Here is a 23,158-nt window from a genome sequence, read left to right on the forward strand (position 1 = left end):
ATAAGACACACTGAGGGAATGAAAGAATTATATTCCCATAGAAAAGAAACCATAGAAAGAATATTTGGAACAGCTAAAGAGAATCATGGTTTCAGATATACACAGATGTATGGCAAGGCGCGCATGAGAATGAAGGTTGCGCTTACTTTTGCATGTATGAATTTAAAGAAGCTTGCAAAAATACAGCAAGAATGGGAATTGAAAATGGCCTAGAAATAGGTCTTTTGAACTAAAAACCAAAAATTAATCTTAGAAAAAAGAAAAGGATGCTGCAAAACGGTGTTTTGCAGCATCCTCTTTGTCTACAGTCTGAGCACTTACTTAGGTAAGTGCTTTTATTATGCAATTTTTGCACCGGTGCAAAAGGAGAATATAGAGTATATAGATATAGACATAAAGAATGAGGTCCCCCCCCGCCAACATAGCAGAGGACAACCTCTTCTTAGTTTCATTATAGTATGCTTTTATCTTAAATCAAGGTGGTTATAAATGAAAAAAGGGAGGCACATATGGCTAGAGATGATTATCACGTGATAGTTTTCAAGATATTCAAATACAGGGGCACAAATGTGACTATCGTTCAACACTAATTGAGCCAGAACTTGTTAAGGCATTTATTATTGTTTATTGTTTATTGTTGCCTTGTTTATTGTTGCTTTGATGAATCCACTTGGCCAAACCATTCGAACAATCATTCGGTAAAATTAATATTTATCTGCTAGACTTAAGCGTGTTCCAACTACATTTTATGTCAACTACTTCACAAAGCGCCAACAGAGGGTCTAGAAGTTCCATCAAAGGAAGAGATTTTTGAACGATGTAAAGCTTAGAAATCAATGAAACCAGTCATGATGCTGATCATTAATCTCTATATATATATTTACAATTATAATAATCTGAATTATAATAATCTCAAATATAACTATTGCAGGAGGCGCCATGGCAGCATTTATAGATAGGATAGATGAGATTGCAACATTGGAAAATGAATATGCTAGAGACGCAGCTTCCTTTGTTGTTATATATGGAAGACGAAGAGTAGGTAAAACTACGCTTATAAATCATTTTTGTAAAAATAAGGATGCCATATATTTCTTAGCAACAGAAGAAAACGAGTCTGAAAACAGAAATGCTTTTAAAAATCTAGTTGCGGAAACCTTTGATAACACATTATTGGCAAATGCAACCTTTGATTCTTGGGCTCCAATATTTAATATAATAGCTGATGAATCAAAAAAAGGCCGTATTGTTCTTGTTATGGATGAGTTCCAAAATCTAGGCAAAGCCAACAAAGCATTTCCATCCGTAATGCAAAAAGTATGGGATGAAATACTATCAAAGTCAAATATTATGCTGATTTTATGTGGTTCACTTATAAATATGATGACTTCCCAGGTCCTTAATTATGATTCGCCATTATATGGACGTAGAACTGCACAAATAAAATTAAAGCAAATTAATTTTTCATATTATCACGAGTTTGATGAAAGCTTATCTTTTGATAAACAGCTTTTACAGTATGCTGTAACAGGTGGTGTTCCAAAGTACATTGAACTTTTTGATAAGAAAAAAGATATTTATAGATCCATAAAAGAGAATATATTATCAACTGGCTCATTTTTGTATGCAGAGCCTGAGTTTCTGCTACAAAAGGAGGTGTCTGAGATTGGTAGTTATTTCTCTATCTTGAAGACCATTGCTGCAGGTAATCATAAGCTTAGCAAGATAGCATCAGCACTTGGCGTATCTCAATCTAATTTGACTAATTATCTAAAGACACTAATAGATTTAGATATTGTTGAAAGAGAAGTGCCTATTACAGAAGAAAATCCTGAAAAGAGTAAGATGGGATTATACCAAATTAAGGATAATTTCATATCTTTTTGGTTTAAATTTGTATATCCAAATCGTGGCATGCTAGAGTCTGGTCATTCTGAATATGTAGAAGATAAGATCAAGAAAAATTTTATCGATAATCATGTTTCATATGTGTATGAAGATATTTGTCGCAATGATGTTTGGGATCTATTGTCGGAAGGCATAGCTTTTAATCGTGTTGGCAGATGGTGGGGCTCAAAAAATGTAGAAATTGATATTGTTGCATATGATTCCACTGGAAATGATATTGTTTTTGGAGAATGCAAATATTCAAAGAATAAAAAAGGAATGGATGTCCTGACTAGCCTTCAGGAAAAAACTAAAGTCGTTAACTGGAATAAAGATAATCGAAATGAACACTATGTATTATATTCTAAGAGTGGCTTTTCCGATGAGTTAATTGAATATGCAAAAAGACACAACAATATTTATTTAAGACAACTTTAAACATATTTTTCTAATCTAGGGGAGGATAGCAAATGAGCAGATTAAAAACACTTCGTGAATACGTAGATAAAGAACTAAGTCTATTGGAAGAAGAGAAGCGCACCAGTGCTACAGCACATCTTTACGGTGTATCTCTTGCAGCCACAATTCTAGCAAAGAAGCGTGGGCTAAATGAAGAACTTGCAGCAATGGCAGCAATGCTTCACGATATGCATGCATATAAGAGTGGCTCATATGATGATCACGCTCATTTAGGTGCAGATTTAGCTAGAAAGATTCTTGATGAATTAGCTATAACTTCTGTAGAAGAAACAGATACCATTTGCTCTGCAATATATCATCATGATGACAAATTAGTAATAGATTCACCAATGGATGAGCTACTTAAGGATGCTGATGTAATCGACCATTGCTTTAAAGATTCCTCTAAACCTATAAAAGAAAAAGAGCATAAGCGATATGAAAACCTTTGTAAAGAATTGGATTTGTAGAAACGATATTGGGGAGGTCTAACATGTGGTTTGTATTTGCTATAAGCAAAAAGAACTGGATTTTCCTAATATTATCGGGCTTGGCTACTGGTTCATCATGGCTATGCTACTACAAGGCTTTACAGCTTGGTGATGCATCTATGTTCCGGAAGAATATGGCTTCGGCTACATAAAGACCCTTGCAGAAAACTTCTATGGAGTAGAGGATGTAGAGCTTATTAAAGCTGTGGGATTAGATATTTATGAAGTTGACGCAAGTGCTATTATTAACGAAGCACTTGCGCAAATTGAGAAAATTAGCTAAAGTGCTTTTCTGCAAAGCCCATAGGTTGGACACATTCAAGGGTGCCAACATAATTATGGTCCTTATCGCGGACGGCCATGTATCGTATTAGTACGGCCTGGTCGTCGCGGCTGCTCCAAATCTCGATGCAATCTCTGGTGCCGGCTTTGAAATCAGCAATGATAGAGCGAACCATTGGATCAAATTTAGGAGGATGACAGGTATAAACTTCTCTATCAAGAGCTGTGAGGGGACGCTTGAAAAGTTTCATATCATCACCGTCATTAAAATATTTATTAACATCATTTTCATCAACAAATGTAAGCTCAATAGGAATAGTGTTAAGCATCGCATCCAATTGGTATGGAGTAAGCTGACCTGATGGGAGGTTAATCATATCCCCAGTCTGAGGTAAGTCTCTAACATTTTTCTTTGGAGTAGCTTTCCCCCACAGAGGGCGTTTTCCAATAAGGCAAGGCTTATAGTCGTTGAAATCTCTAGCAATATCAGACCATTCTTCTTCAGAAAAATTCTTAGCGCAAAGTGGGAAGAGTATGTTTTCTTCCTTATAAATCATTTCTTCTGCTCTTGTCACAACTGCATCAAGTCGATTATTCCAATCAGTATCCTCTAAAAGTGAAGGGAAATCTTTTGCACTATTAGAGAGAACTTTCATTTCATCACGAATTTCATCATCTACTGACCACATTACATCTGAAGGTCCAACAAAATGATACTTAAGCTTAAGAAGAGGATAGAGCAAGTCACCCTTTTCTGCATAATGAATAGCTAATTCTCTGGCTTTATCCAATGTTTCGATAAGATTTTCGCGACTTTCCATAGCACTTCTTAATTCTTTAAGAGCATCTGAAATAGCCTCATTTTCAAGTGAAAATACATTTAAAGGGTGGTTTTCAATTTTTTTGAGGACATTATACTGTTCATCAGCACCATCTTGTCTCTTTAATGGAGCTGCCTTTACCTTTGACCCGATACCCATACCATAGCTTTCGTTTTTTAAAGTTTCAGCTACAGCTTTTTCAGCATTAGCAATTTTTTCAGCCTTAGTGGCACCATGGAAAAGAGCAGAATGGACATCACAAAGCTTTTGAACCTCTGTCACAGGAGTTCCGCTGCTTATGAGAGCCTGTTCAGCTTTTGCAATTTCTCCAGCTTCAACCTCAGAAAAATTCTTTACGAAATCTTTCTTAACAGATTCTAAATCTTCACCATTGCTAAGTCTTTCAATGTATGATTTGAGTAAAGCTGTTCTATCATCAAGGGTGTCTCCCGTATCAGCTTGTCTATCCGCTAGTTTCTTATTAAGGGATTTCTGGACGAAAACTGGCATTTTTCCTTCTAAAACAAAACCATTATTTTTAAGGGCCAGCACAACATCAATCATATCAATGCCTTTAACAATGGCACCCTTTGGGATGGTCATTACACGTCCAATAGTATTTAGCTTTGTCTTATTTGTAATATCTTTAAAACCTAGATTATCCATAATCTGTACAAGTTCTGGATATTCTGTACATAGCTCATATACACTTTTTTTTAAATCAATTCTCTTCTCCATGTTTTCCTTCCTTTACGATAAACATATCTTTCTCGAGTGGTTCTAATCCATATAATAATTGAATAAGACTTATGGAGAAGTTGCATTTGCAACTATTTAGCACTATCATGGTCAATTTCCATTTGAAATTCCTTATCTGTGGGAAATTCATCAGCTGTTAGTGCAAAATCTATCAGGTGCTTGATTACTTGTTTCCTACCAGCTTCTATAGGAAATTTTTCTATTAGTTGTGGGCGAAGCTTTCCAAGTTGCTCGTTTATTTCTCCAAGTTTTGGTGTTAAAAGCTTCTTCTCGTGATCTCTTAGCATCTGTGTAAGGACTGGGCTATTTCCTGAACTTGAGAAAGCTCCAACAAGATTTTGTTCCTTTAAATAGGATGGGAAAATAAAGCTGCAGAGTTGGCTACAATCCACAACGTTTACAGGTATTTTCTCTGTCTTGCACAAGGAGGATATCTGTGAATTTAGAGTATTATCTGAAGTAGCTGCTACTACAAGCGTCTTATCTTTTAAATCAGTTGGTGAAAACTCTCTTTCCTCTAAAAATATACGGTCCACGCTCTTTGCAAGGGCTCTGATTTCATCATTTATGTCTTTGGCCACTACATATACGTATGCCTCAAAATCTAATAATACTTTAATTTTTCTATATGCAACATTGCCACCACCTACAACTAAGCATTTACTGTCCGTTAGATTTACAAACATTGGAAAATACGCCATATTTTCCCCTCCTCGCGAGATTTATGAAATCATTTTAGCTAATTTTGATTTGTTGTTCAATGACAATGGAGGTTGCGGGTGAAAGAATTATGTGTTATTTTAAGTGTGATTTAAGTCACACCGCAGGAGGATTGTAATATGAAATTGAATACCAGAGAGCTGACAATTACAGGATTATTTGCAGCTCTTATTATAATTGGAGCGTTTCTAAAGATTGACATACCATTACCACTTTATACCATGCATTTCACATTACAGTGGTTTTTCGTTATGATGGCGGGCTTTTTGCTTGGATCGAGACTTGGAGGGCTCAGTGTAGTAGTGTATTTACTATTAGGTCTCTGCGGACTTCCTGTATTTGCATCAGGTGGAGGAATTGGATATATATTGCGACCAACATTTGGTTTCTTGTTGGGATTTGTATTTGCAGCCTATGTGATTGGCTATATGACGGAGAGAATGAATAATTCAAAACGCTGGCAATACATTATCCCTGCAACTGTTGGATTATTTGTCTATTATGGAGTTGGCGCAATATATTTTTATTTTATGAAGAATTTGTATGTAGGTGAAACAGTATCGTTCACTGTAGTGGTTGTTCAATACTGCTTAATCACCATAATTCCAGATTTTATTCTTTGTGTTCTTGCGGCTGGATTTGCTGTACAACTGCGACCTGTTTTTGGTCGAATCGGTTTGGCAAGGGGGTAATCAAATGCTGATTAAAATTGGTACCAGGGGATCAAAGCTTGCCTTAGTGCAGACTAATTATGTTTGCGATACATTGAAAAAAGCATTCCCTGAGCATCAATATGAAATTGTTGTTATTAAGACAACAGGCGATATGGATTTAACTAAGCCTTTGGATCAAATTGGTTCTAAAGGTTTATTTGTAGATGAAATTGAAAAGGCTCTTTTGAACAATGAAATACAGCTTGCGGTACATTCGATGAAGGATATGCCCGCTAAACCATCTGAGGGATTGGTATTCGCAAAGTCTTGGTTAAGAGAAGATCCTAGAGATGTTCTTATTCTAAAATGTTGTCATAAATTATCAGATTTACCAATAGGCTCAAATATTGCTACTGGCAGCAAGAGACGTTCCTATCAATTGTTAAAACTTAGGCCAGACTTACACATCTTTCCTATTAGGGGAAATATTGATACTAGAATCAGAAAGCTTCATGAGGGACTTGAAGATGGAACTCAATTGGATGGAATAGTTTTGGCAGCTGCCGGTCTTCATAGGTTAAATATAAACACCGATACTTGCTATTATTTTACTCCAGATGAAATGATTCCAGCTCCTGCCCAAGGGACATTGGGTATCGAACTTAATGCAAATAACCATGAATTGTTAGAAATGGTAAATGCTTTGAGCGACGAAGATGCAGAGAAAGTTACATTTTTGGAGAGAGGCTTTCTTGATAGGATTGGAGGTGACTGCCATCTTCCTATAGGTGCCTACGCATACAAGGAAAATGGGAACTTCGTGTTAAAAACGGTTTTTGGAAATGAGACAGGTGAAAAGCTTGCTTTTTCCGAAGTTTCGGGTGCAAAAGCCGAAATAGATTTGATAGAGAAAGCTGTCATCGATATTAGAAGACAGTTGGAGGATTTATAATGAATTCTTTAGGAAAGGTTGTTCTTGTTGGCGCAGGTCCTGGAGACATGGGACTTATGACAATCAGGGGGCAGGAATATCTTGAGAAAGCTGATTGCATCATATATGACAGGTTACTAAACCCGAGGTTACTTTCAATTGCACCAGCAAACTGTGAAAAGATATTTGTTGGTAAGGCAAACCATTTACATACTGTCCCACAGGACAAAATCAACGAGCTTTTGTATGAAAAAGCCTGCAAGTACAAATTGGTTGTTCGTCTTAAGGGTGGAGATCCTTATGTCTTTGGACGAGGTGGTGAAGAAGCCCTTTACTTGATTGATAAAGGCGTTCAAGTGGACGTCGTTCCAGGCGTAAGTTCTTCCATAGCTGCTCTTGCCGCCGCAGGTATTCCTGTTACTCATAGAGGTGTTTCAAAAGGCTTTCAGGTTATCACCGCCCATAGTAAGAAAGATGCGCTAGCCGATATTGATTACTTGAAGCTTACTGATGAGACAGTGACTTATATATTTTTGATGGGACTTTCTCATGTAGGTGAAATTGCAAGGGGATTAATCGCTGCCGGCAGAGACGCCGAAACCAAAGTAGCTGTTATATCTAATGGAACTACTAATCATCAAAAGAAGGTAGTAGCAACATTAAATGACATAGATGAAGCAGTTGCTGTTGCACGCATCGATTCCCCTGCGATTATTGTGGTAGGAGAAGTTGCCAAATTAGAAAAAGAACTTAATTTTTTTGAGCAACGACCTTTATTTGGCAAAAAAATATTCTTGCCTGTTATTAGGGGGTTCGACTACACCCTTGGTAATCCGAGAAAGAGTTTTTTCGAAAACGAACTAGAATCAAAATTAATTGAATTTGGAGCTGAGGTTATCACCGCTTGTTCTGGCGCTATTAAGCCAATAGAATGCGATTTGAAATTTCTGACTGAACTTAAGGAGAATGCTTTTATAGTATTTACTAGCGCCAATGGAGTTAAGGCATTCTTCTGGAATCTATTTGAAGTAAACAATCTTGATTCGAGAGCGATATCAAACGTGAAATTCGCCTGCATTGGACAAAAGACCGCATCGACACTTAAGGAATTTGGATTTAATTCAGATATTATTTCTGAAAAGCAAACTGGTGAGGATTTGGCATTGGCTTTAAATGGTATACTTGATTCTTCCTCAGAGACTTATTGGTTCTGCCAGAAGAATACTTCTGAACTATTTGAGAAGAACATAGACAGCAAAATAAAGCTGAATAAGATTGTATGCTATGAAAATAAGCAGCTTGAGTACGATAACTCTGAAGATATGAAAGAAAAAATCTCAACTTGTGAAATGGCTATATTTACAAGCGGTAGTAATGCAACTTTTGCTATTGAACAATTTGGAAATAATGTGCCAAAGAAAATCATTTCAATTGGTCCAGCTTGCAGCAAGACAATTATTAATTTGGGATATGAAGTTTATAAAGAGGCAGAGATTTCATCCTACGATGGAATAATGGAGCTTTTACTATGAATTCAGAGAAAAGAGTAGAGAGAGGATTATTAAATCTTCTTAGTGAGAAGAGCAGAAAAGAACTTCTTGATGTGGGTAAGGTTATAACTTTGAGAAAAGGCGAAATCTTATTTGCAGAGAGGGAAGAAGTCAAGTGCATGTATATTATCCTTGATGGATTTGTGGCGCTATACCGCAACAGTAGATATGGTGAAATCAAGATAATTTTTATTTGTACCAACGGTGAGGTTTTAAATGAGGTTGTTCTGCAAGACAAGAAGACCAGCATCTGTACGAAGGCCCTTGCAGATACCCAATTACTATGTGTGCATCGAAGCGAGCTCTATAAGCTTATGGCAGATAATACAGAGTTGTCTCGAGAAATTTTTGATTCCTTGGCTAGAAAAACAAGAAGACTTTATCACCAGGTTGGAAATGCCAACGGAACATACCCTATTGAGAAACGTTTGGCAGCTAAAATATGGAAGCTTGCTCGTGACTATGGCAATTTCACTCCAGAAGGTGTGCAGATTAGCTTTGAGTTAACGGTAACATTTCTTGCAAATATGCTTGGTGCTAAGCGAGAGACGGTCTCTAGGATTATTTCATCATGGAAAAAAGATGAGATTGTTATTCATGAGAACGGCTTTCTTACTGTAATTGATATGAAAAGTTTAAAAGAAATTTCACAATAAGTGTGATATATATCACAGACAATGTAACAGCCCTACTTGATAATAAATATCAAGAAGGGCTTTTTTACATCATGGATTGTCAAAAAATTAACGCACTTTCAATCAGCAATTATTGTAAAAGGAGAAAAATATGGGATACAAGTTTTCCAAAGAAGAAATGGCATCCATTTTTTCAAAACTGGCAGTGGATTACGATGTATTTGCACCTGTAGTTAAAAAAGGGGATGGTACCTTTTCTGACGTAGATGTGGTGCGATACGACAAGGTTTCAAGTTTAGATGAAATCGAGTTTGAGAAAAAATCCGATTATTCATTTAAAGAGGCGCTTTTGCCAATCAATGAGACTATTTTTTATTTTACTGAGGACGAAACAACAGTTCCAAAGGGATCTGCAAAGGAGCGATTGGTATTCTTACGTGCATGTGATTTAAATGCAGTAAAAAGACTGGATCAGATTTATTTAAAGAATGGTTTTGAAGATTTTTATTACAAGAGAACCCGAGAGATGACTAAGTTTGTTCTTATGGGGTGCAAGGAGTCTTGCACTTCAGGATTCTGTGTAAGCATGGGAACAAATACTACTGACGAATACGATCTGTATCTTAAGCTTGATGGTGATAATGCCTATGTAGAAGCCAAGGATGAGAAACTAGCAGAGGCATTTAAGTCAGGCAACGAAGAAGCAGTTTCTCCAGATTTTGTTTCTGAGAATCCAACAAAGGTTACACTTCCTAAGAACATCACTCCAGAGACCATGAAGTCTGAGTTGTTCAAGGAATACGGCAACCGTTGCATTAACTGTGGTCGTTGCAACTTCGTGTGCCCAACCTGCACATGCTTTACAATGCAAGATATTTTCTATAAGGATAATGAGAAAAACGGAGAGCGTAGAAGAGTTTGGGCTAGCTGCCAGGTAGATGGATATACAGAAATCGCCGGTGGACATGGCTTTAGAAGTGATAATGCAGATAGAATGCGATTCAAGGTCATGCACAAGATTCACGATTTTGAGAAACGATTTGGATATCATATGTGCGTAGGCTGTGGACGTTGTGACGACGTATGCCCAGAGTACATTTCATATTCTAATTTAGTTAATCGTCTTGGAAAGGAGTGTGAATAAAATGAAGAATGAATATATACCACAGCTTTCCGAGATAAAAGAAGTAATTAAGCATACAGATTTAGAGTATACCTTCAGGATGGCGTTTGACGGCGAGGTCAAGCCAGGACAGTTCTTTGAGATTTCTATTCCAAAATACGGCGAGGCACCTATTTCTGTTTCCGGAATTGGAGATGGTCTTGTAGACTTTACAATCCGCCGTGTAGGAAAGGTTACCGACGAAGTATTTGAGAATTATGTTGGAGATAAGCTTTTCATCCGTGGACCATATGGTAATGGTTTTGACATCAATAATTATAAGGGCAAGGAAATAGTAATCATTGGTGGTGGAACTGGTGTATCGCCTATGCGAGGAGTTATCCAGCATTTTGCAAAGAATCCTACTGATGTTGTAAGCACTACTGTTATTGCTGGTTTCAAATCTCCTGATGATGTTCTTTTCAAGAAAGATTTTGAGGAATGGTCAAAGACTATCAATGTTATCAAGACCGTTGATAATGCTCCAGAAGAATATGATGGACCAACTGGTATGGTTACAAAATATATTCCTGATCTTAAATTTCAAGATATTAAAAATGCAGTGTTTATCTGTGTTGGACCACCAATCATGATTAAGTTTACTATCATGGAAATCCAAAAACTCGGTGTTGCTGATGAACAGATTTGGACAAGTTATGAGCGTAAAATGTGCTGCGGACTAGGTAAGTGTGGACATTGCAAGATGGATGATAAATATGTTTGCCTTGATGGTCCAGTATTTAACTATACTGAGGCCAAGGAACTTTTTGATTAAGAGAAAGGAGTATAAGGTATGTCATTAGATATTAATACAAAAAAAGCTAAGAAAAATGCTTGGCGAATAACCAAAGAACGTGGCATCGGTGCTTCTAGAATCAGAGTTCCAGGCGGATACTGTGATGCAGAAGTCCTTGGCATGGTTCAGGAAATCGCCCAGACATATGGAAATGGTTATGTTCATTTGACTACACGTCAGGGATTCGAAATTGAAGGAATCCATCTTGAGGATATGGAGGAAGTTAACAAAAAGCTTCAGCCTATTATCGAGAAGGTGGGAATCAACCAGAACGGTGAGGATAAAGATAAGGGCTATAGTGCTTCAGGTACAAGAAATGTATCAGCATGCATAGGCAATAATGTATGTCCTTTTGCAAACTACAATACATCAAATTTAGCTAGAAGAATTGATAAGGAAATCTTCCCTAATGATTTGCACTTCAAGGTAGCTTGTACAGGATGTTCTAACGATTGTGCAAAGGTTAGAATGCACGACTTTGGTATTATCGGTCAGACAATGCCACAGTATGATCCAATGCGCTGTGTTAGTTGTAATGCTTGCGTAAAGGGCTGCCAGTCACTTTCTGTTGGTGCACTTCGTATGGAGAATTATAAAATTGTCCGCGATACAGAAAAGTGTATCGGCTGTGGTGTCTGCGTTACAAAGTGTCCTACAAGAGCTTGGACTCGTTCAGAAAAGAAGTACTATAAGCTTACAATTATGGGACGTACTGGCAAAAAGAATCCTCGTTTAGGCAAGGATTGGCTCATCTGGGCTGATGAAGACAACATCGTAAAAATCATCAAGAATACATACGCATTTGTTGAAGAATATATTTCTCCAAATGCACCAGCTAGAAAAGAGCATATTGGCTACATTATCGATAGAGTGGGCTTTGAAAAGTTCAAAGAATATGCACTAAAGGATGTGGAACTTATGCCAGAAACAATAATGAATAACACTGTTTACTGGGATGGAATTCACTTTGATAACCAACACTAATTAAAGAGGAGAAAAAATATGTTTAAAGATGAATTTGAGGCCGCTGCCAATGGTGCGGCTGGTAAGGTGACGTTTTTAAAGAAGAATCCAATTGGATACTTTTTACTCTCCATGCTTGCAGGTGCTTACATTGGGTTTGGAATTCTTTTGATTTTTACAATTGGAGGACAGCTTGCTGGAGCTCCTGTAACTAAGATGGCAATGGGTGTTTCCTTTGGCATAGCACTTTCTTTGGTAGTTATCGCAGGAGCCGAGTTATTTACTGGAAATAACCTTGTTATGACTGCAGGAATGCTAAAAAAGAAGAAGATTACAGTTGCAGATGGAATCAAGCTTTGGATTGTATGCTATCTTGGCAACTGGGTTGGTTCTATTCTTTTAGCTGTTATTTATAATTTTACTGGTCTTGCAAATGGACCAGTAGGAGAGTTTATGGCAAATGGTGCACTTGGTAAAATGTCTGCCACAGCACCTCAACTTGTAGCAAGAGGAATTCTTTGTAATATGCTGGTTTGTCTTGCTACCTGGTGTGGTTTCAGAGCTAAGTCAGATGCAGGAAAGCTGATTATGATTTTCTGGTGTCTATTCGCATTTATTACTACTGGCTTTGAACACAGCATTGCAAATATGACGCTTCTTACAGAAGCATTATTAAATCCTTGTGGAGTTGCTGTAACAATGGGTGGCTATATGCATAATCTGTTATGGGTTACTCTTGGCAATATGATTGGCGGAATTCTGTTTATAGCAGTGCCATATGCAGTGTCAGCAAAGGAATAAATAAAAGAAGAGTCTGTCTTGTATTAAGGCAGACTCGGAACTTTAGATTTATTAAGTTCCTTTACGATAAAAGTATCTTTGTCAAAGTCTATAATTCCATCATCTCTCATTTTTGAGAGCTCTCGTATCATTGCGCTACGATTCACTGATAAGTACTCTGCAAGAGCTACTCTTGAAAGAGGGGAATTAACATATTTTGTGTTCTGTTCCTGGGCTAGTTGAGAAATATAGGCTAAAAGCTTTTCTCGAATGCTTCCTTTTGAGAGAACCTCTATTTTATTAAGGAACTTTTGATTCTTGGTTCCAAGTAGGTGAAAGAGGTTTGTTGCAATCTGAGCATGAAATCCACAGGCATTAGGGCATGAATGAATTATGTTGGATGCAGCAAGGAATAAGACCTTGGTATTCTCAGCAGCTTTAAATATCACCGAGGAAGAAACATCTTTCTGAACCGCAAAGCTTTCTCCAAACAATTCCCCAGGGCCGAAGAATGTAAATAGAGTATTATTTCCCCAAATGTCATTTTTTAACATATGAACACTTCCATATAAAACAATTCCTACGTAGGGGATATTATCTGTTTCCATATAGATGGTCTGACCCTTCTTGAACTCCTTTTTGAAAGAACGGATGCAAACTAACAGTTTGTCTAAATCTGCCTCTTTAATATTTTCAAAAAGAGCAACGTCGTTAAAACTAATTTCATTATTCATAGCCTTCACCTGCCTATCCATATACTATCTAAATAATACGATGAGAAGAGTTGCATTTGCAACTATTTTGCCTGCGGTTTAGGGTTATAGTTCTAGCTATGAACAAACAACAGGTTTAAAAGGAGTCAAACAAATGGAAAATAAGATGTTTTGTTATCAGTGTCAGGAGACTGCTGGATGCAGTGGTTGCACAATGTCTGGTGTATGTGGAAAGAAGCCAGAGGTTGCAAATCTTCAGGATTTATTAGTATACGTTACAAAGGGACTTTCTGCTGTAACAACAGCGCTTCGTAAAGAAGGCAGGGAAGTTCCAGAAAGTATAAACCATCTTGTGTCTGTTAATCTGTTTTCTACTATTACAAATGCAAACTTTGATTATGATGCGATTTTCGAAAAAATCAGAGAGACTATTTTCGTTAAGGAACAATTGTTAGGTCAGCTTAGTGAAGGTTCAAAAGCTAACCTCCCAGAGGCAGCTCTTTGGGCAGGGGCAGAAGTTGAATTTGATTCAAAGGCAAAGACAGTAGGTGTTCTTTCTACTGAAAATGAAGATATCCGTTCACTTAGAGAGCTTATCACTTACGGTCTTAAGGGACTTGCTGCTTACTCTAAGCATGCCAACGCACTGCTTAAGGATAATGTAGAAGTTGATGCATTTTTACAGAAGGCACTTGCGGCAACATTAGATGATAGTCTTTCTGTAGATGATTTGGTAGCTCTTACATTAGAAACTGGAAAATTTGGTGTGGATGGAATGGCGCTTCTTGACGAGGCCAACACATCTGCTTATGGAAATCCAGAAATTACTCAAGTAAATATAGGTGTAAGAAATAATCCCGGTATCCTTATTTCTGGTCATGATCTTAAGGACTTGGAAATGCTCTTAGAGCAGACAAAGGGAACTGGCGTTGATGTATATACTCATTCAGAGATGCTTCCAGCTCACTATTATCCATTCTTTAAGAAGTATGATAACTTTGCAGGCAACTATGGAAATGCATGGTGGAAGCAGAAGGAGGAGTTTGCAAGCTTCAATGGCCCAATTCTTATGACTACAAACTGTATCGTTCCCCCAGCAGATTCTTACAAGGATAGATTGTTCACAACAGGAGCATGTGGTTATCCAGGTTGCAAACACATAGATGGAAAATATGGTGAGACCAAAGATTTCTCTGAAATCATTGAGATGGCTAAGAAATGTCAGGCTCCAACAGAAATCGAGACAGGAACAATCACAGGTGGTTTCGCTCACGAGCAAGTATTCGCCCTTGCTGATACAGTAGTAGATGCTGTTAAGTCTGGTGCAATTAAGAAGTTTGTTGTTATGGCAGGCTGTGATGGACGTGCAAAGAGCAGAAGCTATTATTCAGAGTTTGCTCAGGCTCTCCCAAAGGATACAGTAATTCTTACAGCAGGCTGTGCCAAGTATAAGTACAACAAGCTGGATTTAGGGGATATCGGAGGAATTCCAAGAGTGTTAGACGCTGGTCAGTGTAATGACTCTTATTCACTAGCACTTATCGCGCTTAAGCTTAAGGAAGTATTTGAGCTTGATGATGTGAACGACCTTCCAATCGTTTACAACATCTCATGGTATGAGCAGAAGGCTGTAATTGTGCTTCTTGCACTTCTTTACCTTGGAGTTAAGAATATTCACATTGGACCAACACTTCCAGCATTCCTCTCACCTAATGTTGCTAATGTATTAGTTGAAAACTTTGGTATTGCTGGAATTACAACAGTAGAAGATGATATCAAGACTTTAATTGGATAGGAGGGGAGAAGATGAGTGCATTTTTAGGACCAATTCATTCGCTGATGTACAATAGAATTATTATTATGCAACAGGTTATCAATGCCATTGCTGAATTAACTGAGGCAGAGGGCTGGAATGTTGACGTGAATGCCTTTGTTATAAAGGAATTTCCACCTATAGAAGAGGCGGTAGATTTGAGTAACATTCATGCGTCCTTATTTGGGATGGTAGATGGAGCAGAAAAGAGATTTGCTGATATCATTTCGGCAATTTCAAAAAATAATTCTGAACGACTTGAGAAAATTGAAGCCGTTGTTAGATCAACTGGAGAGTCAATGATAATTGAGGGTGTTAACAGCCCAGAAGAAGTTTGTAGCCAATTGCAGGAGATTTTATTAGATGGAATGCCTTGTGACAGAGCAACTATGGTAAATTATAATTCAGATGGAAGTATCGAAATTCTTAGAACTATGGATCTTCATTCAAGTTATTTTGAGGAAGTCGGTCTCGATGGGGAGTTGTATTACCTTTTACTCAAAGCATTTGTCACAGGATTATTATCGCAAAAGGCAGTAAATATCTCAGGTGATTTTATTCATAATATTGTAATTAGCAAATAGAAAGCTGATGCTGCAATTGCTACTGGTTTGAGTGCATCAATTGGAGGTCTTATACCACTTGCGTATTTCATAAAGCCTAATGACAGATTGCTTAGATTTTCACTTACACCTATTAAATTTGCAGCAATAATCTCCGTACTAAGAAGTATGGTGTTTGAGTTACTAGCATTTTTAATCCTACCACTAATTTTAGGAATAAATGGCATATGGTGTGCAGTTGCCGTTGCTGAAATGGCAGCATTTTTTGTTTCGTGGATTTTATTATTATCACAGAATAAGAATTATCAATATTTATAATGTTTTGACATGCAGTTTGCAGGATTTCTTGCGATAACATTAAAGTACATAATTAATTTGACATATGTCAGTAATGATGATAAATTATAGCTGACATATGTCAAAAAAGTAGGAGGGTTCTATTGTGCCTAGATTACCAAAATGTAGAAAAATACGTGTATTTCCAGATTACTATAGCTTTGTTCCAGAGAATTCGGAGAATCCTCAGTTGGAGACAATCACCCTTACTCTAGATGAGTATGAGACTTTGAAACTTTTAGATGCTGAAGGTATGAATCAAGAGGATTGTGCAAACAGCATGGGTGTTGCAAGAACAACTGTTACGGCTATGTATGAGAGTGCCAGAAGAAAAATAGCAATTGCACTTGTAGAGGGAAAGCGACTTCGTATATCCGGTGGTAATGTAGAGATGGATAGAAACCAAGCTTTTTTTGATAATAACTTGAAATCAAAAGGAGTAAATACAATGAGAGTAGCAGTAACTTATGATAATGGAAATGTGTTTGGACACTTTGGAAGAACAGAGCAGTTCAAAGTATACGATATCGAAGATGGCAAGGTTGTTAACTCTGAGGTTGTAAGTACTAATGGTGAGGGCTGTGGCGCTCTTGCAGGTGTTCTTAATCTTGCTGAAGTAGATGTTCTTATCTGTGGTGGTATCGGCGGTGGCGCTGTAATGGCTCTTCAAGAGGCAGGCATTCAGTTATACGCAGGTGCAAGCGGGAACACTGATGAAGTCGTAAATGCATTCTTAGCCGGTACACTTGCAGCTTCAGGTGAAGCAAACTGTTCACATCATGATGAAGAACATGGTGACGGACATAGCTGCCATGGACACGGTCATGGAAGTTGCCACAATTAAATACATATAAAGTAGTAAAGGAGTTGGAGACATTATATATTCCAGCTCCTTTTATTTATGAGAGTGTCGGCAAAGGAACGGGGTGAGGCCTCGGACTTAAATATTTATCTATGCGTATAATTTAAGTTATATTCGTATATTTATTAAATCTAGATACACTGTGGGCCAATACATGACATTTATCATTTAGAAAATGACATAAATCAATAGTATTTCCCGTTTAGGTTAGATACAATTATTGTATCTTAATGAAGGGGATGTAATGATTATGGAACGTTTCGGGATATCAATGATTTGCTTTTGGGTTTGCTATATTTTAGTTACATGGATTGGAATTGCACACACTATTTTTAATATAAAGGTTTTGCATATGAAGTCCATGAAGGAGAGCCCAGGAATGGGTGAAGGATACGAGAAAACTAAACCTTGGCATCCGCTCTACAATATTATCTTGTTTTCACTATTCGGATTCATTTATATTAATAGCATTTCAGCTCCTACACTGTCAGCAGCATTAATTACTGGTGCAATCTGGGCTGGTATCTGCATAATTTTTGATTTAGTTGGCTGGGTACTGATTAAACACCCATGGAGACTTACATTTAGAGAGTTTTATATTGATTATCAGCCATGGATTACACTAATATATTTGGCAATATTTATGGGACCTGTTGTTGGATACTATTTAGTACGGTAGGTAGTAATAATTAACTATTAATGCAAGTGATTATTTCGAATAAGCATTCAGAAGTTTTTTATATTTTATGTGTCGAATGACAATACACCGTCTTAGGGCGGTGTTATTCACATGCGCCTATCTTTCCATTAAATAATCGTTTTGCGTATTGATATGGTTTAATATATAATATAGATGAGATGAGATGAGAGATGAGACTTAGATGAGACTTTTTCGTTAACAGTAAACGGATCATACTTGCTAAACTTACATTTATCGCAAAATTGGGAGAATAATTATAATTATGGAAATCGACATTAGAAAAGCAATTTTTATTACACCTTTTGGCTATGATCAAGAAGGCCCACTAAGTGAACCTGATATGTTCTTACATGGTGGCCAAGCTGAGGCTGATATTATCGATGCAGGTGGTTATTATTTTGCTATGAAAGATTTACCAGAAGGCTTTGATACAAGTCCTACAGCCTCAACTAAAACAATGCATTATGAAACTATTAAAAGTCCTGATGGGAAAACATTTTTTCCGCTTTTTGATTCATATGATGTTACAACAAGAATTTTTGGCAAAAACATTCGATTATGCATGACATGCTTTGATACAGCCCTTAAATTTTGCAAATCGGATAACCTTGACGGTATCGTAGTTTGCCCTGGAACACCCTACCAAAAAATTCTTGATATAAATCAATTTTTATAGTTTGATAATATTTTAACAAATAAGACCATAAAGTCATGAGTAACGAATATCGCAACGAACAAGACATTAGAAATAACACAAAAATAAATGAGCTCCTAAACAATATGCCAGAGTTCTTAGAGGATTTTCATACCCATTTGGATTCAAGAAATCGTTCTACAAACACAATCCTCGGGTATATGTACGAAATCAATGTATTCCTAAGATTTATGGCTGTAGTTCTAAAAAAAGAAAGTATCAAGGATATCCAGGTTACTGATTTGGATAAAATCAGAATGACCCAGATTGAAAAATACATTGCTGAATCTGAGGATGGAATCAAGCTTAGTGAAACTGCACGCCGCAGAAAGCTTTCTGTGCTTAAGACCATGTATAAATATTACCTGGCTATTGGTGCAATCAAAAACAATCCTACACTTCTCGTGGAAGGTCCAAAACTTCATGAACGTGACGTAGTAAAGCTCAGCGATTCAGAGGTTTCAGCTTTATTAAATTGTATACAAAATCAGGATAAAATTTCAGAGCACGCTAAGGCATACAATAAACGCATGGTTGATAGAGATATGGCCATTATCATGGTGTTGCTTGGCACTGGCATGCGTGTCTCAGAGCTTGTGGGACTTAATCTTTCAGATATTGATACTACCGAAGAGCACAAAGTATATTTCAGTATTATCAGAAAAGGTGGAGATTATGATAAGGTACGTGTAATCACTCCTGTATACAATGCCGTGGCTGATTACATCGAGTTTTCTCGCCCTCTACTGCTCTCTTCTGCTGATGAGAACGCACTGTTCATTTCGACCCAGGGTAAAAGAATATCCGTAAATGCGGTACAAAAAATGCTTAAGAAATACTGTAAGGCTGCCGGCCTATCTGATAAGTACTCTCCTCACAAGATGAGAGCTACTTTTGCTACCAAAGTCTATGCAGAAACAAAGGACATCTATGCAATCAAAGATGCTCTCCATCATAGCAATATTGATACTTCTAAACATTATATTTCTGATAAAGAAGCTAGAATCGATGCGGCTGCTGAAGCTGCAAGATTATTCTTTAAATAATAGATATTGCAATTATCCAACGAGTAGATATTTATCCGACAGATGACTATCGTCGCACAATAGATATGTTCTACTTGCCATAGTACTACTCTCGTTATATAATTAAGAAAAAGGAGGTAATACATATGGCACTTTCTACTATCACAGCACGCGTAAGTGATGTTGATAAGACCAATTTTGATGCATTCTGCACATCTGTAGGATTAACTTCATCAGCTGCTATAAATATGTTTGTAAAAGCGGTTCTCAGAGAACATAGAATTCCATTTGAAATTAAACAAGATGATCCATTCTATAGTCCTGAGAATCAAGCTTATATTTTGAAGTCTGTCAACGAATTACGAGAAGGCAAAGGCACGGTTCACGAATTGATTGAGGTTGAAGATGAGTGAAAAAATCTGGTCTGATGATGCATGGGAGGATTACTTGTACTGGCAGACACAGGATAAAAAAACTCTGAAACGTATCAATCAACTTGTAAAAGACATCGAAAGAAATGGTGCTATGCATGGCATAGGTGAGCCTGAAGCTCTTAAAGGCGATTTACAAGGCGAATTTAGCCGAAGAATCAATGAAAAAGACCGTCTCGTTTATCACCTCGAAGACGGCCGTATATACATCTCCCACTGCCGTGGACATTATGGAGATAAATAGATAATCTAGAATTCTTAGTAGACTCATAAAAGAATGTATTCGTATCATCAAATGTTTTTCCCCTTTAGTATTTAGTCGCCCTAAAGGGGATTTTTATCTAAAGATTATTTGCTTTTCATTCTTGTTGTCCAATCAGGGTATTGTATAAATTGAGTCTTAGATTGTAAGTCACCAAATATTTTATCAGGCATAGCACCATATACAAGTACCACCTTAGGTTCCAACTCTTCAAGCATTGCTATCAAACCTTCTCGAAAATACCTTTTAGACTCTGCACTTTTGATCTGCCCATAAGTACCTATTGAAACAATACTTTTTTTATCTACTCCTTGAAAAGCAACTTTTTCTCCCAAAAATTCATCTGTATATGTTCTTTCGTCACCCCAACGAATGTTAGGGATAACATATAATCACATTTTTTGTAAATAATGTCCAACTGCCCTATTCAAGTAAATATCTGCAATTTGTACACATAAAGGAGCGTCCAAATACAGAGAGCAATCTGGAGATATAATTCCTGGAAATCTTTTTAAATCATCTACCAAAGACTCAGTGTTCGTAATCAATTCTCTGAAATTGACGTCATGTTCATAGCAGCATACAAAATCCATATTGTTTTCGCTACGATTTCTTAGTGAAAATGGCACTAGCCCATTAGGAATAATTATCTCCTTTGGAGCATCAATGTGGGGAATTTCAAATTTACCATCAAAAAAAGCTGTTTCAACAAGTGCAACTCTGAATCCTTCATCCACTAAATTATCAACTTTCTTCCCCATGTTCAGCCTCCCATCTAAGTATTGCCTCTGCATTTTCAATACTTCCAGCAATATTATACTTAGTGCATTCTTCTGGAAACTTTATCATGAGATCCTTATAGCACTGAACAAATTCTTTGCTTGGAACAAGATTTACGACATCATCAATAACTTCGCTTATCCATGAATACTCATCTGCCGTACATTCATTTCTAAGAAAATCAATTGTTGTTGGAATATCTTCTGTAAGAAGTTCAATTTCTTTTTTCTGGCATTCTTCAATACCATCAGCCCATTCACCTTGACTTATTTCTTCAACATATCTTCTACGGGCAATTACTTCTCTAAATTTCTCTATATTCATTTCCTTTTCCTCCCTATACTTGTAGGTTGCTTTGAATCTGGAAAGATAGTTCCTATTTGTCCATGAGTTCGAATTACACCAACTCTTACACCCTTCCACATCCCGAAAACAGCTACTCCGTCTTTACTATGACGATTCGATTTAAGATTTGCTACATGTTCACCAGCATGCTTAATATCTTTACTAGTCCAGTTTTTAGGAAACCATGCTTGTCCCGTACCGGTTTGCTTTTTAGGATTCTTGTGACTTGAAATATTTCCCACACGAACACCGTTAGAATATGTCTTTACAATATTGTACTTTATTCCATATCTATTCAGTTCATTCAGTCCTGCTTGACCATGCCCGCCACTTTTTAGTCGTATTTGATTGCCTTTAAGCGGTTTCGTATATCCACCCTCATTAGAATGAACTACAGAATATTGACTTGCTACACCTGCTGCTCCTTTAGTATTTAATGTTCTTCCTGTCTTAGTTGTTCCCATAATAGTTCCCTCCTGTCAATGACAGGCAAGAAACTAATACAATTCTTATATGCATTTTAACCTTACCTTTCTACTGTTTACCAGTCAAACATGATTATTAGTTACTATTGTCCTCATGTTTTAGATGTGTTAAAATGCTTTTACAGTTTAAGGTGCTTTTAACGCATCTTTATGAGGAAACGCTTATTAAATTGTTACCAGCAATTATATAAGCGTTTTTTCAATTTATGAACATTCAACTTGACCACCTCCCACTTCAATATCAAAACACTTCAGCATTCTTTTCTCATAAATAGCATAATCTATGACATTATCATTACATTTTTTACGCTTCCATTTAAGATAGTATTTATAAGCATTTAATGCTGCCTCATAACTGATATCAAATGTATCATGTATAGTCTCTGCATTTATTTCTCCACTCATATTATGAATCAATGGTGGGGGAGCCAACGCATACTTTGCAAAAAATTTTGCTTCTGCCTCTTCCTTTACAGTCTCTTCAATATGTCCAAGCCAAAAATGTGCTATTTCATGCATTATAGTGTTGTTGATTCTTCCATAACATTTAGAATCATTATAGAATATTACCCACTCATGTTTTTCTGTTTCTACAGAAAAACCATCTTCACTAATTCGTCTAGCAGCTCTACGTCGCTCTTTCCCAAGTGCAGAGTATGGCCAAATTGCTATCCCCAGTTTTGTAGCAATTTCGAACGAGCTTATAGGCACACATTTAATGTCATATTCAGAAAACAGTGAAACTATTTGTTCTTTTATTTCCTCATATTCTTCGTCCGATAATCTCGTTGCCATCAATCACTATCCCCCTGTATCAAAATTTTCATTAACTCCATACGCTCCTCTTGCGTCATATCATTTGCATTACGTGCTATAAGAAGCCTTGCCGTTGCAAGATCGTCTTCTTTATTTGCACTCTTTCCATCTAACAGATAATCCGTTGTCGTTCCAAGTGCATCTGCAATTTTAGATAAATTAGCTCCCCTCGGAATTCGGTCACCTTTAACATAATGAGATATCGCAGATTCTGTTATGCCTGTTTTAGTTGATAAATCCTTTTGGCTCATTCCTCTACTACTTAAAAGCTCGCTAAGCCTTTCGGTTATACCTCTTGCCATTTCATTCCCTCCTATTTTGAAATAATGATATCACATTTCGATAATTATAATACATCCAAATTATCACTTCGTCAAGTTTATTTTCTGAAATTAATTATATTCTTCTGGAATGCTCAGACATTTATGCTTCACAGTCCAATAA

At 36.9% G+C, this 23,158-nt stretch carries 27 protein-coding genes and 2 pseudogenes; 20 read left to right on the top strand and 9 right to left on the bottom strand.

The features are described from left to right. The 4 genes and pseudogenes from G611_RS14470 to G611_RS15735 form a co-directional block, all read left to right on the top strand. On the top strand, nt 1-213 hold a 213-nt coding region (locus G611_RS14470; RefSeq protein WP_242824273.1), incomplete at its 5' end, for a transposase. A 726-nt stretch (nt 214-939) separates the two neighbouring features. After that, nucleotides 940-2,325: an ATP-binding protein gene (locus G611_RS0108885; protein ID WP_028243324.1), complete on the top strand. Its 1,386-nt coding sequence runs from the start codon at nt 940-942 to the stop codon at nt 2,323-2,325. Nucleotides 2,326-2,357: 32 nt separating this feature from the next. Beyond that, nucleotides 2,358-2,816 carry an HD domain-containing protein gene (locus G611_RS0108890; protein ID WP_028243325.1) on the top strand — a complete coding sequence of 153 codons (459 nt, stop codon included), beginning with the start codon at nt 2,358-2,360 and terminating at the stop codon, nt 2,814-2,816. A 41-nt stretch (nt 2,817-2,857) separates the two neighbouring features. After that, nucleotides 2,858-2,956 (top strand): annotated as a pseudogene (locus G611_RS15735) (EamA family transporter); the annotation flags it as partial. Between the two features lie 156 nt (nt 2,957-3,112). On the opposite strand, the gene G611_RS0108900 reads toward G611_RS15735, so the two are convergent. Both G611_RS0108900 and G611_RS14475 read right to left on the bottom strand, forming a co-directional pair. Next, nucleotides 3,113-4,678: a DUF438 domain-containing protein gene (locus G611_RS0108900; RefSeq protein WP_028243326.1), complete on the bottom strand. Its 1,566-nt coding sequence runs from the start codon at nt 4,676-4,678 to the stop codon at nt 3,113-3,115. A gap of 92 nt (nt 4,679-4,770) precedes the next feature. Further along, nucleotides 4,771-5,400, bottom strand: coding sequence for a precorrin-2 dehydrogenase/sirohydrochlorin ferrochelatase family protein (locus G611_RS14475; RefSeq protein WP_081657023.1), 630 nt, complete (start codon nt 5,398-5,400; stop codon nt 4,771-4,773). A 138-nt stretch (nt 5,401-5,538) separates the two neighbouring features. Here G611_RS14475 and G611_RS0108915 point away from each other — a divergent pair, with 138 nt between their 5' ends. The 8 genes from G611_RS0108915 to G611_RS0108950 all read left to right on the top strand — a co-directional run bounded on the left by G611_RS0108915 (nt 5,539) and on the right by G611_RS0108950 (nt 12,910). After that, nucleotides 5,539-6,111: a biotin transporter BioY gene (locus tag G611_RS0108915; RefSeq protein WP_028243327.1), complete on the top strand. Its 573-nt coding sequence runs from the start codon at nt 5,539-5,541 to the stop codon at nt 6,109-6,111. Nucleotides 6,112-6,115: 4 nt separating this feature from the next. Beyond that, nucleotides 6,116-7,024, top strand: a complete 909-nt coding sequence (hemC, locus tag G611_RS0108920; protein WP_028243328.1) for a hydroxymethylbilane synthase — start codon at nt 6,116-6,118, stop codon at nt 7,022-7,024. Next, nucleotides 7,024-8,535 carry a uroporphyrinogen-III C-methyltransferase gene (cobA, locus tag G611_RS14480; protein WP_036948880.1) on the top strand — a complete coding sequence of 504 codons (1,512 nt, stop codon included), beginning with the start codon at nt 7,024-7,026 and terminating at the stop codon, nt 8,533-8,535. The genes hemC and cobA overlap by 1 nt, the downstream gene beginning before the upstream one ends. Continuing rightward, on the top strand, nt 8,532-9,209 hold the full coding sequence (locus G611_RS14485) for a Crp/Fnr family transcriptional regulator (RefSeq protein ID WP_036948883.1): 678 nt from the start codon (nt 8,532-8,534) through the stop codon (nt 9,207-9,209). Before cobA ends, G611_RS14485 begins: the two co-directional genes overlap by 4 nt. A 130-nt stretch (nt 9,210-9,339) precedes the next feature. Beyond that, nucleotides 9,340-10,332 carry an anaerobic sulfite reductase subunit AsrA gene (asrA, locus tag G611_RS0108935; protein ID WP_028243329.1) on the top strand — a complete coding sequence of 331 codons (993 nt, stop codon included), beginning with the start codon at nt 9,340-9,342 and terminating at the stop codon, nt 10,330-10,332. A gap of 1 nt (nt 10,333) precedes the next feature. Beyond that, entirely contained in the window at nt 10,334-11,125 is a 792-nt protein-coding gene (gene asrB / locus G611_RS0108940; RefSeq protein WP_028243330.1) for an anaerobic sulfite reductase subunit AsrB, read from the top strand. 18 nt (nt 11,126-11,143) lie between these two features. Further along, nucleotides 11,144-12,130, top strand: a complete 987-nt coding sequence (gene asrC, locus G611_RS0108945) for a sulfite reductase subunit C (protein WP_028243331.1) — start codon at nt 11,144-11,146, stop codon at nt 12,128-12,130. 18 nt (nt 12,131-12,148) lie between these two features. Beyond that, entirely contained in the window at nt 12,149-12,910 is a 762-nt protein-coding gene (locus tag G611_RS0108950) for a formate/nitrite transporter family protein (protein ID WP_028243332.1), read from the top strand. 23 nt (nt 12,911-12,933) lie between these two features. On the opposite strand, the gene G611_RS0108955 is transcribed toward G611_RS0108950, so the two are convergent. Beyond that, a complete protein-coding gene (locus G611_RS0108955) occupies nt 12,934-13,623 on the bottom strand; it encodes a Crp/Fnr family transcriptional regulator (RefSeq protein ID WP_028243333.1) in 690 nt (229 codons plus the stop codon). A 133-nt stretch (nt 13,624-13,756) separates the two neighbouring features. On the opposite strand from G611_RS0108955, the gene hcp reads away from it, so the two are divergent. Both hcp and G611_RS0108965 read left to right on the top strand, forming a co-directional pair. After that, on the top strand, nt 13,757-15,397 hold the full coding sequence (hcp, locus tag G611_RS0108960; protein ID WP_028243334.1) for a hydroxylamine reductase: 1,641 nt from the start codon (nt 13,757-13,759) through the stop codon (nt 15,395-15,397). Nucleotides 15,398-15,408: 11 nt separating this feature from the next. After that, the gene (locus G611_RS0108965) at nt 15,409-15,999 is read left to right on the top strand and encodes a hypothetical protein (protein ID WP_028243335.1); all 591 of its coding nucleotides are present in this window, start codon (nt 15,409-15,411) and stop codon (nt 15,997-15,999) included. Here the strand turns inward: G611_RS0108965 and G611_RS15910 are convergent. Then, entirely contained in the window at nt 15,975-16,205 is a 231-nt protein-coding gene (locus G611_RS15910) for a hypothetical protein (protein ID WP_207636293.1), read from the bottom strand. The genes G611_RS0108965 and G611_RS15910 overlap by 25 nt on opposite strands. A 215-nt stretch (nt 16,206-16,420) precedes the next feature. Here G611_RS15910 and G611_RS0108970 point away from each other — a divergent pair, with 215 nt between their 5' ends. The 6 genes from G611_RS0108970 to G611_RS0108995 all read left to right on the top strand — a co-directional run bounded on the left by G611_RS0108970 (nt 16,421) and on the right by G611_RS0108995 (nt 20,270). After that, nucleotides 16,421-17,158 carry a NifB/NifX family molybdenum-iron cluster-binding protein gene (locus G611_RS0108970; RefSeq protein WP_028243336.1) on the top strand — a complete coding sequence of 246 codons (738 nt, stop codon included), beginning with the start codon at nt 16,421-16,423 and terminating at the stop codon, nt 17,156-17,158. A 268-nt stretch (nt 17,159-17,426) separates the two neighbouring features. After that, the gene (locus G611_RS0108975; RefSeq protein WP_028243337.1) at nt 17,427-17,855 is read left to right on the top strand and encodes a hypothetical protein; all 429 of its coding nucleotides are present in this window, start codon (nt 17,427-17,429) and stop codon (nt 17,853-17,855) included. A 283-nt stretch (nt 17,856-18,138) separates the two neighbouring features. Further along, entirely contained in the window at nt 18,139-18,552 is a 414-nt protein-coding gene (locus G611_RS0108980) for an SseB family protein (RefSeq protein ID WP_028243338.1), read from the top strand. 104 nt (nt 18,553-18,656) lie between these two features. After that, on the top strand, nt 18,657-19,616 hold the full coding sequence (locus tag G611_RS0108985) for a tyrosine-type recombinase/integrase (protein ID WP_028243339.1): 960 nt from the start codon (nt 18,657-18,659) through the stop codon (nt 19,614-19,616). Nucleotides 19,617-19,741: 125 nt separating this feature from the next. Next, nucleotides 19,742-20,008, top strand: a complete 267-nt coding sequence (locus G611_RS0108990) for a type II toxin-antitoxin system RelB/DinJ family antitoxin (protein WP_028243340.1) — start codon at nt 19,742-19,744, stop codon at nt 20,006-20,008. Beyond that, nucleotides 20,001-20,270, top strand: coding sequence for a Txe/YoeB family addiction module toxin (locus G611_RS0108995; RefSeq protein WP_028243341.1), 270 nt, complete (start codon nt 20,001-20,003; stop codon nt 20,268-20,270). The genes G611_RS0108990 and G611_RS0108995 overlap by 8 nt, the downstream gene beginning before the upstream one ends. Before the next feature lie 104 nt (nt 20,271-20,374). On the opposite strand, the pseudogene G611_RS15980 reads toward G611_RS0108995, so the two are convergent. From G611_RS15980 to G611_RS0109020, 5 genes and pseudogenes are all read right to left on the bottom strand, one after another. Continuing rightward, nucleotides 20,375-21,082 (bottom strand): annotated as a pseudogene (locus G611_RS15980) (DUF4417 domain-containing protein). Further along, complete coding sequence (locus G611_RS0109005) at nt 21,033-21,392, bottom strand: hypothetical protein (protein WP_028243342.1); 360 nt, start codon at nt 21,390-21,392, stop codon at nt 21,033-21,035. The pseudogene G611_RS15980 and the gene G611_RS0109005 overlap by 50 nt, the downstream one beginning before the upstream one ends. Then, the gene (locus tag G611_RS0109010; protein WP_028243343.1) at nt 21,389-21,877 is read right to left on the bottom strand and encodes an EndoU domain-containing protein; all 489 of its coding nucleotides are present in this window, start codon (nt 21,875-21,877) and stop codon (nt 21,389-21,391) included. Before G611_RS0109010 ends, G611_RS0109005 begins: the two co-directional genes overlap by 4 nt. A 225-nt stretch (nt 21,878-22,102) precedes the next feature. Continuing rightward, the gene (locus G611_RS14495) at nt 22,103-22,693 is read right to left on the bottom strand and encodes an ImmA/IrrE family metallo-endopeptidase (protein ID WP_051195187.1); all 591 of its coding nucleotides are present in this window, start codon (nt 22,691-22,693) and stop codon (nt 22,103-22,105) included. Further along, on the bottom strand, nt 22,693-23,016 hold the full coding sequence (locus tag G611_RS0109020; RefSeq protein ID WP_028243344.1) for a helix-turn-helix domain-containing protein: 324 nt from the start codon (nt 23,014-23,016) through the stop codon (nt 22,693-22,695). The genes G611_RS14495 and G611_RS0109020 overlap by 1 nt, the downstream gene beginning before the upstream one ends. Nucleotides 23,017-23,158 lie beyond the last annotated feature (142 nt).

The organism is Pseudobutyrivibrio ruminis AD2017, assembly GCF_000424305.1.
GTDB classification, from domain to species: Bacteria; Bacillota; Clostridia; order Lachnospirales; family Lachnospiraceae; genus Pseudobutyrivibrio; species Pseudobutyrivibrio ruminis_B.

Coding starts and splice junctions, on each gene's coding strand:
- hcp (WP_028243334.1), top strand. CDS start 13,757: ATGGAAAATAAGATGTTTTGTTATCAGTGTCAGGAGACTGCTGGATGC.
- asrC (WP_028243331.1), top strand. CDS start 11,144: ATGTCATTAGATATTAATACAAAAAAAGCTAAGAAAAATGCTTGGCGA.
- asrB (WP_028243330.1), top strand. CDS start 10,334: ATGAAGAATGAATATATACCACAGCTTTCCGAGATAAAAGAAGTAATT.
- G611_RS0108900 (WP_028243326.1), bottom strand. CDS start 4,678: ATGGAGAAGAGAATTGATTTAAAAAAAAGTGTATATGAGCTATGTACA.
- G611_RS14495 (WP_051195187.1), bottom strand. CDS start 22,693: ATGGCAACGAGATTATCGGACGAAGAATATGAGGAAATAAAAGAACAA.
- G611_RS14485 (WP_036948883.1), top strand. CDS start 8,532: ATGAATTCAGAGAAAAGAGTAGAGAGAGGATTATTAAATCTTCTTAGT.
- G611_RS0108885 (WP_028243324.1), top strand. CDS start 940: ATGGCAGCATTTATAGATAGGATAGATGAGATTGCAACATTGGAAAAT.
- G611_RS0109020 (WP_028243344.1), bottom strand. CDS start 23,016: ATGGCAAGAGGTATAACCGAAAGGCTTAGCGAGCTTTTAAGTAGTAGA.
- G611_RS14475 (WP_081657023.1), bottom strand. CDS start 5,400: ATGGCGTATTTTCCAATGTTTGTAAATCTAACGGACAGTAAATGCTTA.
- G611_RS0108990 (WP_028243340.1), top strand. CDS start 19,742: ATGGCACTTTCTACTATCACAGCACGCGTAAGTGATGTTGATAAGACC.
- G611_RS0109010 (WP_028243343.1), bottom strand. CDS start 21,877: ATGGGAACAACTAAGACAGGAAGAACATTAAATACTAAAGGAGCAGCA.
- G611_RS0108950 (WP_028243332.1), top strand. CDS start 12,149: ATGTTTAAAGATGAATTTGAGGCCGCTGCCAATGGTGCGGCTGGTAAG.
- G611_RS15910 (WP_207636293.1), bottom strand. CDS start 16,205: ATGCCATTTATTCCTAAAATTAGTGGTAGGATTAAAAATGCTAGTAAC.
- asrA (WP_028243329.1), top strand. CDS start 9,340: ATGGGATACAAGTTTTCCAAAGAAGAAATGGCATCCATTTTTTCAAAA.
- G611_RS0108985 (WP_028243339.1), top strand. CDS start 18,657: ATGCCAGAGTTCTTAGAGGATTTTCATACCCATTTGGATTCAAGAAAT.
- G611_RS0108995 (WP_028243341.1), top strand. CDS start 20,001: ATGAGTGAAAAAATCTGGTCTGATGATGCATGGGAGGATTACTTGTAC.
- G611_RS0108890 (WP_028243325.1), top strand. CDS start 2,358: ATGAGCAGATTAAAAACACTTCGTGAATACGTAGATAAAGAACTAAGT.
- cobA (WP_036948880.1), top strand. CDS start 7,024: ATGAATTCTTTAGGAAAGGTTGTTCTTGTTGGCGCAGGTCCTGGAGAC.
- hemC (WP_028243328.1), top strand. CDS start 6,116: ATGCTGATTAAAATTGGTACCAGGGGATCAAAGCTTGCCTTAGTGCAG.
- G611_RS0108915 (WP_028243327.1), top strand. CDS start 5,539: ATGAAATTGAATACCAGAGAGCTGACAATTACAGGATTATTTGCAGCT.
- G611_RS0108980 (WP_028243338.1), top strand. CDS start 18,139: ATGGAAATCGACATTAGAAAAGCAATTTTTATTACACCTTTTGGCTAT.
- G611_RS0108955 (WP_028243333.1), bottom strand. CDS start 13,623: ATGAATAATGAAATTAGTTTTAACGACGTTGCTCTTTTTGAAAATATT.
- G611_RS0108965 (WP_028243335.1), top strand. CDS start 15,409: ATGAGTGCATTTTTAGGACCAATTCATTCGCTGATGTACAATAGAATT.
- G611_RS0109005 (WP_028243342.1), bottom strand. CDS start 21,392: ATGAATATAGAGAAATTTAGAGAAGTAATTGCCCGTAGAAGATATGTT.
- G611_RS0108975 (WP_028243337.1), top strand. CDS start 17,427: ATGGAACGTTTCGGGATATCAATGATTTGCTTTTGGGTTTGCTATATT.